Here is an 11,640-nt window from a genome sequence, read left to right as displayed (position 1 = left end):
AATGAATCGGCGGTCACCGGGGACAACAGGGTGAGAATCGGGCGGTGACAGCGCGAGTGGGCGCCCAGGTCCGGGGACGGGCACGGGACGGAGGGCCGGACGTGACGGGTGGGACATCCGCGGACGTCGGCCCGGTCCTCACCATCGAGCTGCCGGCCGACCCGGGCCGGCTCGCCGCCACCCGCGAGCGGCTACGCGGCTGGCTGCACGCCCGGGGCGTCAGCGAGTGGGACGTCGAAACCGTCCTCATCGCCACCGGCGAGGCGTGCGCCAACGCGATCGAGCACGGGTACCGCTTCGCACCGGAGGGGATCACCACGCTGCGGGCCGAGCTGCGCGGCGACCGGTTGGAGATCGAGGTACGCGACCAGGGCGGCTGGCGGCCAGCCGACGGCGACGAGAGCGGCGACCGGGGACGCGGGCGGCTGATCATGGCGCGGGTGATGGACGAGGCAACCATCGTCGGCACGCCGGAGGGCACCTGCGTACGCCTGGTCAAGCGCCTGACCGGCGACGTGAGCGGCCCGGCGGGCACCGGATCTAGCGAAGATCAGCTATAAGGGACGCATGGAGTTCCCCGCGTACCTCGCCACCATGCCGATGCACGCGATCACCGAGATCCACGGTGAGCCCGGCCTGCTGGCCCGGTTCCGGCTGGAGATCGAGGCGTTTGACGAGGCCGACCGCGACCGGCTGACCGAGGCGCTCGACCTGGCCGCCGACCTGCACCGCGACGACCGGCGGGTACGCGAGCCGTACCTCAACCACCTGCTGCGGGTGTCGATCCGGCTGATGCACCACTACCAGGTGCGGGACGTGGACGTGATCGTCGCGGGGCTGCTGCACGACGCGGTCGAGGACCACCCCGCCGAGCTGGCCGGGCTCGACCCTTCGGCCACCGGGCCCGACGTGACCTCGGCGGCGCTCGCCGCGCTGTCCGGCCGGTTCGGGTCGCGGGTCGCCCGGCTGGTCGCGGCGGTCACCAACCCCGAGTACGACCCGGGGCGGGACCGCGACGAGCAGTACCGGGAGCACGTGGCGGCCAGCCTGGAACGGGAGCCCTGGGCTCGGGTGATCAAGGTGTCCGACTTCACCGACAACGGTGTGGGTGTGATCCACACGGTCGGGCCGAAGGTGGCCCGCGCCGCCGCGAAGTACCGCCCGCTGGTGCCGGTCTTCCGCGACCTGGTCGCCCGCCCGGACACACCGTTGTCGCCACCGGTCAAGGAGCACATCCTGGCCCAGCTCGACCTGGCCGAGGAACGCTTCAGCGCCATCCTCGACCACCCCACCTGACCCCCACCCGCCCTCGCGGCGTTGATCAAGGAGTTTGGGTCGCTCCGGCGGCCTGATTCGGACACAAACTCCTTGATCACCGCCCCGGTCGGCAGGCCGGGTGAGGGTGACGGGTGCGGGTGGTGGGATCAGCCGGTGGCGGGTGGGCCGGCGAGCCGTCCGCCGAGCACGGCGGCGACGCGGTCGCGCAGGGCGGGCAGCCGGTCCGGGTGGTCGTGCAGCACCACCCGCAGCGTCTCGTGGCCACCGGCGGCGACCGCGCCGAGCACGTCGAGCAGCGTGCCGAGCTGCGCGGGCGGCTCGTCGGCGAGCAGGTACGCCGCGTCGGTCACGACCACTGTCAGCGGACCGGCGTCGAGGCGGTCGGCGAGCGCGTCGGCCAGGGCGTCCCAGTTACGGCCGTACCAGTCGGGCAGGTCCAGCGCACCGGCCAGCGTCTCGTGCAGCCCGGCCCGGGTGCGGCCGGCCACGCCGGAGACCGGCACACCGTCCGGCTCGGACGGCGCAAAGTCGTACCCGAGCCAGGCCGGCAACCGCGTACCCATGATCCGTCCTTTCCCGACGGCGCCGGCCGGGCGTCGGGAGCCCGGCCGGCGTCGAGGCTGCTCAGAGCCGGTAGAAGTTGGCGTAGTGGTCGGGTGAGAACCAGGTCGCCCCGGTGCTCTTGTTGACCACGATCCGGTACGCGTCCCGGGAGGCGTTGCAGGCGCGCGGGTAGACGTCGTACTCGTAGTAGGTGGCGCCGGAGGGCAGCTGTCCCTCGTAGTTGTAGAACCGGCCGCCGGCGAAGTTGCACTGGCCGCCGCTCCACGAGTACCAGCCGCGGCTGGTCGGGAAGCTCTTCGCGGACCAGCCGGACCGCGCGGTGCGCGCGTCGGCGCAGCGGGACTGGGTGCAGGAGCCGTAGACGGCGGCAGCGGCCGGTTCGGCGAGCCGGGTGGAGACCGTGGCGGGGGCGACGAGCGCGGCGGCGGCCACGGCGGCGACCAGGGCGGACGCGGCGAGGGCGCGGCGTACGCGGGTGACGGCGGCGCGGAACGGGGTCAAGGGATCCTCCTTGAACGGGACGACATCGCATCGACCGGCGTTGATGACCGGTCGACGCTCAGTCTGTCCGGGATCCTGCCCGCGGTACAGCCCCGATCCGGCGACGACGCCCCGAACCGCGCGTGAACACACGGCGGCGGGTGCGGACGGACGACAGGAGCCGCCCGTCCGCACCCGCCGCGCGGAGCTAGTGCGAGAACGCCTGGAACTCGGCGATCCGCACGTTCTGCGCCTGCGGGCTGGCGGTGGCGCAGTCGGTCGCCGCCCGCGGGTCGTCGTCCTGCTCACCGGCGTAGTCCGGCGCGCCGGTGCACTGGTTGGTCAGCACCTCGACGCGCAGGTGCGTGGCAGTGGTGCGCGGGATGCCGAACGACCGCATGATCAGCTCCGGCGCCCGGGGACGCGGCGCCACCGACGGGAAGGCGTCCGGCTTGCTGGTGTAGACCGGCCGGAAGTCCGCCGCGTCGGCGCACGTCACCGGCCCCTGCGCGGTGCACGCCAGCACCCGGAACTGCCGCAGCGCGGAGTACCGGCTCTGGGTGCCGGCGTCCGCGTCACCGGTGACGGGCGGGCGCAGCATCGCGCTGACCTGCACCCGGCGTACCTGCTGGACGCCGCCGGCCAGGTCGACGGTGACCTGCCGGCCGGCGACCGGCGCGCCGAGCGAGGCCCAGTTGGTGGCCTCGTCGTCGTCGACGATCTGCGGCAGGTTGATCCCGTCACCGGCCACTGTCGCGCCGGTGGTCGCCGAGGCCAGGTTGGGTCGCAGCTTCACCGGCAGCGTCCGGTTCTGGCCCGCCTTGATCGTCACCGGGCCGATCCGGGTGTGCCCGTAGCCGGGGGCCCGCACCACGAACTCGTACGTGCCGGGCACCAGGTCCACCCGGTCGGTCAGCGGGGTCGCCGCGTCGGTGTCCGCGACCGGCACGGCCCGCGCCTGGTAGCGCCCGACGAACAGCTGCGCACCGGCCACCGGCCCGCGCTCGCCCACCGGCAGGAGCCGCAGCGAGCCCTCCCGGGCGTACGGGGAGGTGAAGCCCGGCGTGGGGTCGGGGTCGGTGTGGCCGACGCTGACCGCGCCCTCCCCCAGGCCGCGCTTGGCGAACGCGTTCCAGAGCAGGTCCTGGTTGGCCCCGCCGAAACGGATCCGGTCGGCGGCGAGCATCGCGTCCCGGGCGTCGACCATGCTGACCTGGCTGACCGCCATCAGCAGGAACGAGTCGAAGACCAGCTGGATCCAGCGCCGGTTGCCGGGGCAGGCGGTCACGTCGCGAGCGCCGGTCGCGCACGCCTTCTGGATCGCCGGGGTGCCGCTGCCCCAGCGGCGCATCATGGCCGCGCGGATGTCGGTGTTGGTGGCGCTCCACACCTCGCCGGAGGCGTGCACCTGCAGGCCGACGAAGTCGTAGTCCAGCGAGCTGTAGTTCAGCGGGCTGTCGCTCATGTTGTAGTTGCGGATGCCCGCGTTCGGGTCCTGCGTGGTGTACTCGCCGATGGTGAAACCGCGCCGGCCGGGCGCGGCGTACCCGTGCTCGAAGAGGTACTCCATCGCGAGCTGGTCGGACCAGCTCTCGCTCATGCCCTGCGGCGTGCTGACCCCGGCGCTCGGGCCGGCGATCATGCGGTTGGTGACCGCGTGACCGTACTCGTGGGCGATCACCGACATGTCGAAGTCGCCGTCGACGCAGGGTGCGTAGAACGAGCCGGCGGTGGGCTGCCACAGGTACATGTTGGTGGTCGGGGCGACGCCGTCCGGCGGGGTGATCTGGTTGGCGTTGTTGCGGGCCGGGAACGTCGGCGGGCCGCCGCTGACGCCACCGGCCTGGGCGTTGCCCTGCTCGGGGTCGTTACCGAGACCACCGCGGCCGAGGTTGTCCTGCTGCATGTTCCAGGTCTCCTCGGTGAACCCGAGGTGGTACGTCCAGTCGTGCATCCGGTTGTGCATCGCGAACAGGTTCGCCCGGGCCGCGTCGATGTCGTTGGCGCGCGGCGAGGTGAACACCTCCGGGTTGCAGCGCTGCTCCTGCCACTGGTTCGTCCACGGGTACGCGTATTTGCGGTCCGGGCGGGGCGTGGCGGTCTCCGTGCCGACGCTGAACGCGTCGTTGCTGAACCAGTTCTGCACGGCTATCGCGTTGTTGCCCTTGGTCGTGGTGGTGGACTCGCCGGTCGCCGGGTCCACGTCCCAGGCCGGGTGCCCGGGCACCCCGACCACCTCGGCGCAGCCGCGCGCCGGCACGGCGCACCACCGCTTACGGGTGTCGACGGAGGACCTGTCGACCCGGGGCGAGTTCGGGAAGACCTCCCAGGACGGGTGGTCCGAGGCGTGGTCGATCAGGTCCTCGCGGACCAGCACGGCGCCGTCGCGGGCGTCCACGTAGGTGGAGTAGGCGGCCGGGTCCGCGCCGGTGGTGTCCGCGCCGAGGACCACCTCCCACGCCGCGCGCGGCCCACGGTCCGCGGTGGGCACCGCGACCAATGAGGTACGCATGACCTGCGCGTCGCCGCGGCCGGCGTCGGCGATCGCCGCCTTGCGGGCCTGCTCGGCGCTGATCGTGGCCGGGGCCGGCGTACCGGCGTCGCGGGCGAGCGAGGAGCTGACGTGCCACACCGCTTTGTCGCGTACGCCGACCGACAGCATGCCGTCGACGGCGGCCGGCAGGTCACCGAAGCGCTGCCGGAGCAGCACCGTCGCGCCCTGCCCCATCGGCGCCACGGTCAGCAGTTCCAGCGCGGCGGCGCCCTCGGCGGTCAGGCCCAGCACGTCCCGGTTGGCGGCCACGTACGCGCGCGCGGCGGCGACCGGGTCGGCGGGCAGGCCGGTGGCCAGGGGCTTGCCGGTGGAGGTGAGCGTGGCGGGCGTACCGAAGTCGGTCCAGCGCACGCGCGCGCCGAGCGCGGCGGCCCGGTCCCGCTGCCGCTCGGTGGCGGCGACGCGGCCCTTGCGGTTGTCGGTGGCCTTGGTGTCGTGCCGGTCGCCCGGCAGGTGGTCGGGTGGCGCCTGGGTACGGGTCTGTTCCCGGGGTGCCGCCTGGCCGCCGCCAGCGGCGGTCAGGACCAGACCGGCTGCCAGCAGCAGCGCGGTGGTCCCCGTCAACGCACGGGATGGTGTGCGCACGGTCCCTCCTGTCATCGTCGAACGGCGATGTCCGTTCCGCCATCCGACCAGCACGATCGACGCGCCGACACCATCCGAACATCCATAAATGTTGTTGCGTCGATTTCTCGATGGCACCCACAGGCACCCCTGGCCGAGCAGTTTCGAGACTCGCTTCTCACCAGTCGAGACGCGGATAGATCTTGGTACGAAACGGCCCCTATGAGGGCCCTTTCGTACCAAGATCTCCACAGCGTCAGCAGCGGAGAAGACTCAGCAGTCGCTACCCCTACCGACGTCACGAACCCGACCAGTCAGGGTTCGCTCATCCACGTCGTCGGGTCCGTACGAAGACGCAAACAGCGGATTTCGGTCAGTCCTCCACCAGACCAGACGCGGACAGGTGGCGATTCACGGCACGTTCTCTCCTGAGCAAGCCTCGCCACCCTTCTTCTCCTTGAGTTCGTCGTTCTCCCCGCGCCGACGCAGTGACCACCCGCCGACCCGGCCGGAGAGCTTGCCCGTCGCCCATTTCGCCCGGTCGAAGGTGTCGTTGCCGAGGCGCCGGGCGGCGTCCACGCCCTCTGCCCCCGTCTCGAGTGCCTTGTCCCGCGCCTCCATGGCCGCGTCGGTCCATCGCCTCGCCTCCGACGACTGCCGATCGCCCTCGATACCGAGCCGCCCGTGGAAGTCGACGATTGCTGCCGATACGTGGTTGCTCGACCTCACCACCGCCGGTGAGTCCATCGGGTTCAGCAACACCTTGGCGTTTGCCCTGCCGACAGCCGCTTCCATACGGCCCAGCAGGCGCTCGGTGCACCGGGAGATGAGTTCGAGCCGGTTCTGCCGGGCGTTCCTCAGTCCGACGCGGTGCCCGTCCAACTCGTCCGGCGACGCGTCCAGTACCCGGTCGAGTTCGAGCACCGCGACGGCGTCCTGCAGTTGGAAGCAGCGGGCCAGGACGACAAGCCACTCCTGCGCCTTCGACTCCGCCTCCCTGGCCGCCCTGGCGAGGTCACCGATCGCGCTCTTGCGCTCCAACTTCTCGGCGAGCGCGTCGAGTTGACGCAACGCGTACGCCTGGGTTTCCGCGATCGTCGCCGGCGCGCCCTGCACCTTCGACCACGTCACTTCGTCGACTCGACCGCGCTGCTCGCGGATGGTCATGGACTCCTCGATGACGAAGCCCACGCCGATCATGCGGGCCAGCACCGCGTCCTTCTGGGCGCGGAGCACATCGTCGACCTTCTCGTCGATGGTGGCGAGATAGTCGGTGATCTCCTTCATGCTCTGCTGCATCGCGAGCTGCGCCATGAGTCCGGCGGCGCCGGCCAGCAGCGCCGGGTTGCCGACCATCGATGCTTTGTCGATTTGGAGCCATTTGTGGATCGAGCCCGGATCGCCGACCATCGCGTGGCTGACACCTGGAGTCTTGGTCGGCATCAGCCCGTGTTTGTGCATGAGATGGGCCGATTCCTTCGTCAGCTGCACCCAGCGACCCGAGTTGGCGGCGATCTCGGAACCGGCCTGAGCCGCTGCCGTCCCCACCGTGAGCACAGACCCGAGCCGAGGCAGCCCGAGGTCCTTCGACGGCAGGCCCTCGGAGACGAGGAAACGTTCGACAGCCCTCGGATCTCCGATGACCGCCAGTCCGTCGCCGTCGCTGATCAGCTGAATCTCGTTACCCATTGCCGGCTCCTGACAGCTGGGAGGGGAGAGCGACCCTGTCCGCTCTGTTCGCTGTGGCCTTGGGACTCTAGCCGTCCCACCGACGGGACGGGTGTACCCGTACGTATCGATCTCCGCGACAGGCCGCTACCGATGGCTCCCGCTTTCAGGTTCCGGACGCCGGCTCACGCCGGGCGTCGAGGAAGGTGGTCACCGCCCGGCGGAAGCCGTGCGGATTCTCGACCCACGGCAGATGACCGGATCCGGGGAGACTGACCCGCTGGCAGTTCGGCAGCGCCTTCTCCAGCGAGTCGACGCCCCATCGGGGACGGATGTCCTCGGGTCCGTCGATGATCAGCACGGGCAGGTCGAGCGTCCGGCACCGCGCCACGAGGTCGCGGATGCGGAGTTCCTGCTTGACCTCGGCGTTGATCGCCCGGTTGCAGTCGCTGTTGACACCGAGCCACGGCGTGGCCATCTCCTCGGCGTGCCGCACGGCGTCGTCGGGGTCGGCGAAGTCGGCCGACCACTGCAGGACCGCCCGCTCCCGATCCTCGGCCGGGGTGCGGTCCCGTGCGCCAAGCGCCTCCCACCGATCCAGGTGCGGCCCGAGCCGCCGCCGGAGATTCCGTTCGTAGTGCGGGTGCCAGCCGCGATCGGGGTCGATGCCGGTGCCGGACACGTAGATCAGGTGACTGACCCGTTCCGGGTGGTCGATCGCGTACCGCAGCGCCAGGTGCGCGCCCCACGAGTGGCCCAGCACCGCCGTTCGCGGCCCGGCCAGGCGTTCGCGTACCGCGTCGAGGTCGGCGACGAAGCGGCCGATCGAGTACGGACCGCGCCGCTCGGAGCGCCCGCAACCACGCTGGTCCCACCGGATGACGCGGGCGTGCCGGTCGAGCAGCCGAGCGACCGGGCCGAGGTAGTCCCACATGCCCGGACCGCCGTGACAGAGCACCAGCGGCGCTCCGACGCCGGCCTGGTCTGCCCACAGGCGACAGCCGTCTTCGGTACGCACATCCCCAGTCATCGCCGACAGTATGGCGAGTCGCGCGCCGGCCGATGAGGGCTTGCTGGGCTGACGCCGGTTACGGCTCTCTCATCCAGGTCTTCGGATCGGTCACGAAGACGCCCTTGCCCTGCTGTCGTCGGATCACCCGCAACGCTTCCAGCCGCGCATACGCCATCTGCACGGTCCCATGACTGACGTCGTAGCGATCGCGCAGCTCAGCGATTGAGGGCAGCTTGTCCCCCGGCTTCAGCTTCTTTCCTCTGACGTCGGCGATCACATCATCGGCGATGCGCCAGTAATCCGGCACTTCTCGCATGGCACTCCTCGCGTGGCGATCCGATTCGATCACACCGCGACTCGCCTAACAAGCAGCGTTGACTCATCTGACATGTCTAGATATGTTGATTCCGGGCCGCTCCTCGCGTGGCAACGAGTTCGGCTCATCCCCCGGTCGGGGCGGGTGCGCGTACCCGTCCCGACCCTCCGGACTGCTCCGCCTCCGTACCGCCGATCCGGGCTGCGGCGGCGGAGCGGGCGGGCCGCCCGCGGCCGCCGTGCGGACGGCCCGCCCTTCCAGACCCACCGCACCTGTCCCCCGCTCCTGGAAGGACCGATATGACGCCGCATCGATCCGGTCGGCTCTACCTGACCGCCCCACCGGCCCGGCTGACCCCGCACGAGGTGCGCATCCGCGCCTTCGACGCCCGCAGGCGCGGCGTCGACCCCGATCAGGTACGCGAGTTCCAGGCCCGGGTCGCCGACGAGCTGACCGAGCTGCACCGACAGGTACGCCTGCTCGCGCAGGAGAACGACAGGCTGAAGCGCGCCCTGCGGGACTGGCAGACCATGCACGCCCGCGAGTGCCGCCCGCCGAACGACGGCCACTGGTAGCGGTGCGCCCGCAACCCGGTGACCTGCTGCGAGTCGACGGCCGAGCGTCCGTGCATTTCGGCGGCGACCGGGCGCTCACGTTCCGGGTCGCGTCGGTCGGCGCCGAGGTGACGCACACCGGCTGGATCTGGCTGACCGGCTACGTGCTCGACCGTCGAGGCACCGCGACCGCGAAGCGGGAGATCTTCGTGCAGCTCGCCGGGCTGCGCCGGGCCGGCGAACCGTTGCCGCGCGATCAGTCCTGGGTGCCGGCGAACAGCGTCCAGGCGTCGATCTCGGTCGGCGCGAGGGGCCGCGCCGGCAGGTAGGACGCCAGGTCGCGGAAGTCCGCCACGGCGTTGTGCACGCACACCGCGAGCGAGAAGTGCAGCAGTTCGCGCAGCGCCTGCGCGTCGGGCGCGGTGGCGTCGTCGAGCAGCGGGCTGCGGACGTCCAGCGCGAACACCACGTGGCAGGCGCTCTGGTCGGCCTTGACGACGCAGTAGTAACGCCCCTCCTCGGCCAGCCGGTTGCGGATGTTCGCCCAGGCCATGGCCCCGGAGATGTCCGGCACGTCGGCGCCGGCCGCGCAGGCCATCCGGAAGACCCAGCGGGCCGGGTCCTCCGGCGACACCGCGCCGTAGACCAGCACCAGGCCACCGCGGTGGAAGACGGCGAAGCCCTGTACGTCGGGGGTGAGGTGCAGGAAGTCCGGAGTCCAGACCCGGTCGTACTGCCGCTCCGCCCGGGACCGCACGTACGTCACGGTCTGGCCGGCGGCGTGGCGAGCGTCTACGCCCATGCGTTCTGGTCCTCCCCCGAAGCATCGCGGAGCCTCACGCTACGAAGCGCTTCGATAACAGATCAAGGCATGCCGATCGAGTTTGGATGGTCGGTCTCGTGAACGGGACCGAACCCGCCCCGAGTCCCACGGATAGGACTACGGAACGGCTCGTCCGATCGGTCAACCGGCGGGGCGGAGCCGTCCGCGCGGCTGCGCGCGTACACCGGTCGCTGTTGTTAGCGTGGATCGCGGACCGCCACGGCGGTCCGGCCACCCCTCACCCGACGGCCCGCGCGTCCCGGCGACGCCGCGGGGCGCGGTGCCGCGATCCGGCAGGGAGGGGGTGCGATGACCGCGGTGCCGGAGGATCCGGGGCCGGCCGACCAGCGGCCCGCGCCGCGCAACGGCTGGCGGGTACGGGCGCGGGCGCTCGGCGACGCGGCGCGCCTGCGGACCCGGCGTTTCTGGGACGGCGCGCAGCCCACGCTGCGGCGGCTCTGGTGGACCGAGGAGCCGGAGACGCCGGTGACCACCGTCGACCGGCGCGCCCCGGAGCCGCTCGTGGTGCCGGCGCAGGGCCAGGTGTACGTGTTCCTGGTGCGGGCCACCTACACCTGGTCGTCGGAGACCGCGCGGCCGGAGCTGTTCGGCTGGTACGTCGACTACTTCCAGGCGCAGGCCACGCAGCGGCTGCACCGGCTGGCCGTCCGCTACGCGGTGGAGGTGCCGCCGCACCGGCCGCGTGACCTGCACGCCGCGCTGACGGCGGCGCTGGCCGAGGACGATCCACCGCCCTGGACGTACGCGCGCGGGGAGGTGACGTTCGCCTGCGAGCCGGACGTCACGGTGCATCTGGACGAGCGGGTGCGCCGGCTGCTCCAGCCGTACTGGGAGCAGCGCATCGCGCTGGAGTGCGAGCGCGACCTGGCCCGCCGCCGCGCCGAGTACGCCGACGAGCGGGACCGGCGCGACCGGCAGCCGGAGGCGACGGGCGCGAGGCCCGCGCCGCGAGCGCCGGACGCCGACGGGCCGCCGGACCTGTTCCCGTTGGAGCCGCTGCTCCCCCCGCCCGCGCCGCGCCCGGCTCCGGGGCAGCGACCGCGTCCCGGCGAGCCGCAGCCACCGGCAGTCTGACGCGCCGCACGGGCGGACGGCGGTGGTCAGCCCGCTACGGCCGCCTCGTCCGGCCGGGTCCGGTGGGCGGTCAGGTACGCGGCGAGGCCGATCAGCAGCCGTTGGTGCTCTTCTGGTTGCGCTTCAGCCCGTCTGACCAGGTCACGCCCTGCACGACGGCTACCACGACGCTGCCGTTGTGGATCTGCTCGTAGTGCAGGTGCGGGCTGAGGTCGTACTTCGCCGAGGTCGCGCCGACCCGGCCGATGACGTCGCCGCGCTTCACGGTGTCGCCAGTGGCCACGGCGCGCGAGTTGAGGTGGGCGTACCGGGTGCGCCAGCCGTCGCCGTGCCCGATGACGATGGTGTTCCCGTAGCCGGAGGTGGTGGAGTAGTACGACTCCAGCACGGTGCCGGCGGCGCTGGCGACCGTCCGGCGGTTGAGGTCGTCCGGGCTGCCGTTGGCGTCGTAGTGGTTCCAGTCGATGGCGTGAGCCGGGCTGTGCCCGTTCCAGTTGTTGCCCTGCCAGGTCTGGCCGCACAGGAACGGCATCCGGAAGCCCGGCCGGGCGGCCTGCGCGGGCTGCACGCCGAGCATCGCGCCCGCGACGACGGCGGTCGTGAGCAGCGCCGGCACGCGCCACCGGGCGGCGGTGGTCATCAGCGACATCGTTCCCCTCCTCGCATCGAGTGATCCAGGTCGATGCTATGGGCCGCGCGGAGGCCGGGTAAATAGCTACACGGATGAATGCT

13 protein-coding genes are annotated in these 11,640 nt (G+C 71.8%); 5 read left to right on the top strand and 8 right to left on the bottom strand.

The annotated features are described in order from the left end of the window. Positions 1-101: 101 nt before the first annotated feature. A complete protein-coding gene (locus tag A8711_RS14720) occupies positions 102-560 on the top strand; it encodes an ATP-binding protein (protein ID WP_064445724.1) in 459 nt (152 codons plus the stop codon). Between the two features lie 7 nt (positions 561-567). Then, positions 568-1,296, top strand: a complete 729-nt coding sequence (locus A8711_RS14715) for an HD domain-containing protein (RefSeq protein ID WP_064445723.1) — start codon at positions 568-570, stop codon at positions 1,294-1,296. Between the two features lie 128 nt (positions 1,297-1,424). Here A8711_RS14715 and A8711_RS14710 read toward each other — a convergent pair whose 3' ends face one another. From A8711_RS14710 to A8711_RS14685, 6 genes are all read right to left on the bottom strand, one after another. After that, complete coding sequence (locus A8711_RS14710; RefSeq protein ID WP_064445722.1) at positions 1,425-1,841, bottom strand: barstar family protein; 417 nt, start codon at positions 1,839-1,841, stop codon at positions 1,425-1,427. Positions 1,842-1,902: 61 nt separating this feature from the next. Then, positions 1,903-2,343 (bottom strand): ribonuclease domain-containing protein, encoded by a 441-nt coding sequence (locus A8711_RS14705; protein ID WP_030499301.1) that lies wholly within the window; start codon positions 2,341-2,343, stop codon positions 1,903-1,905. 187 nt (positions 2,344-2,530) lie between these two features. Beyond that, entirely contained in the window at positions 2,531-5,440 is a 2,910-nt protein-coding gene (locus A8711_RS14700; RefSeq protein WP_255365624.1) for a M36 family metallopeptidase, read from the bottom strand. Between the two features lie 411 nt (positions 5,441-5,851). Continuing rightward, entirely contained in the window at positions 5,852-7,129 is a 1,278-nt protein-coding gene (locus tag A8711_RS14695) for a hypothetical protein (RefSeq protein WP_069088519.1), read from the bottom strand. 145 nt (positions 7,130-7,274) lie between these two features. Then, positions 7,275-8,138, bottom strand: a complete 864-nt coding sequence (locus A8711_RS14690; RefSeq protein WP_069088518.1) for an alpha/beta fold hydrolase — start codon at positions 8,136-8,138, stop codon at positions 7,275-7,277. A gap of 58 nt (positions 8,139-8,196) precedes the next feature. Continuing rightward, positions 8,197-8,436 (bottom strand): winged helix-turn-helix domain-containing protein, encoded by a 240-nt coding sequence (locus A8711_RS14685; protein WP_064445718.1) that lies wholly within the window; start codon positions 8,434-8,436, stop codon positions 8,197-8,199. Positions 8,437-8,735: 299 nt separating this feature from the next. Between A8711_RS14685 and A8711_RS14680 the strand changes: the two genes are divergently transcribed. Together A8711_RS14680 and A8711_RS14675 are read left to right on the top strand one after the other, a co-directional pair. Continuing rightward, positions 8,736-9,011, top strand: a complete 276-nt coding sequence (locus A8711_RS14680) for a DivIVA domain-containing protein (protein WP_069088517.1) — start codon at positions 8,736-8,738, stop codon at positions 9,009-9,011. 2 nt (positions 9,012-9,013) lie between these two features. Next, on the top strand, positions 9,014-9,319 hold the full coding sequence (locus A8711_RS14675) for a hypothetical protein (protein ID WP_069088516.1): 306 nt from the start codon (positions 9,014-9,016) through the stop codon (positions 9,317-9,319). Here the strand turns inward: A8711_RS14675 and A8711_RS14670 are convergent. Continuing rightward, entirely contained in the window at positions 9,247-9,792 is a 546-nt protein-coding gene (locus tag A8711_RS14670; protein WP_069088515.1) for a hypothetical protein, read from the bottom strand. The genes A8711_RS14675 and A8711_RS14670 overlap by 73 nt on opposite strands. A 330-nt stretch (positions 9,793-10,122) precedes the next feature. Between A8711_RS14670 and A8711_RS14665 the strand changes: the two genes are divergently transcribed. Continuing rightward, complete coding sequence (locus tag A8711_RS14665; protein ID WP_069088514.1) at positions 10,123-10,908, top strand: hypothetical protein; 786 nt, start codon at positions 10,123-10,125, stop codon at positions 10,906-10,908. Positions 10,909-10,999: 91 nt separating this feature from the next. Here the strand turns inward: A8711_RS14665 and A8711_RS14660 are convergent, their stop codons facing one another. Then, entirely contained in the window at positions 11,000-11,557 is a 558-nt protein-coding gene (locus A8711_RS14660) for a M23 family metallopeptidase (RefSeq protein ID WP_083297014.1), read from the bottom strand. Positions 11,558-11,640: the final 83 nt, after the last annotated feature.

Origin of the sequence: Micromonospora sp. II (genome assembly GCF_001709195.1) — a bacterium.
In the GTDB taxonomy this organism is placed as follows: domain Bacteria; phylum Actinomycetota; class Actinomycetes; order Mycobacteriales; family Micromonosporaceae; genus Micromonospora; species Micromonospora chalcea.
This window is presented reverse-complemented; position numbering and strand designations above follow the sequence as displayed.

Bases quoted from the DNA above. Each gene is read 5' to 3' on its own strand.
- A8711_RS14665 (WP_069088514.1), top strand. From the start codon at position 10,123: ATGACCGCGGTGCCGGAGGATCCGGGGCCGGCCGACCAGCGGCCCGCG.
- A8711_RS14670 (WP_069088515.1), bottom strand. From the start codon at position 9,792: ATGGGCGTAGACGCTCGCCACGCCGCCGGCCAGACCGTGACGTACGTG.
- A8711_RS14695 (WP_069088519.1), bottom strand. From the start codon at position 7,129: ATGGGTAACGAGATTCAGCTGATCAGCGACGGCGACGGACTGGCGGTC.
- A8711_RS14680 (WP_069088517.1), top strand. From the start codon at position 8,736: ATGACGCCGCATCGATCCGGTCGGCTCTACCTGACCGCCCCACCGGCC.
- A8711_RS14690 (WP_069088518.1), bottom strand. From the start codon at position 8,138: ATGACTGGGGATGTGCGTACCGAAGACGGCTGTCGCCTGTGGGCAGAC.
- A8711_RS14715 (WP_064445723.1), top strand. From the start codon at position 568: ATGGAGTTCCCCGCGTACCTCGCCACCATGCCGATGCACGCGATCACC.
- A8711_RS14660 (WP_083297014.1), bottom strand. From the start codon at position 11,557: ATGTCGCTGATGACCACCGCCGCCCGGTGGCGCGTGCCGGCGCTGCTC.
- A8711_RS14710 (WP_064445722.1), bottom strand. From the start codon at position 1,841: ATGGGTACGCGGTTGCCGGCCTGGCTCGGGTACGACTTTGCGCCGTCC.
- A8711_RS14685 (WP_064445718.1), bottom strand. From the start codon at position 8,436: ATGCGAGAAGTGCCGGATTACTGGCGCATCGCCGATGATGTGATCGCC.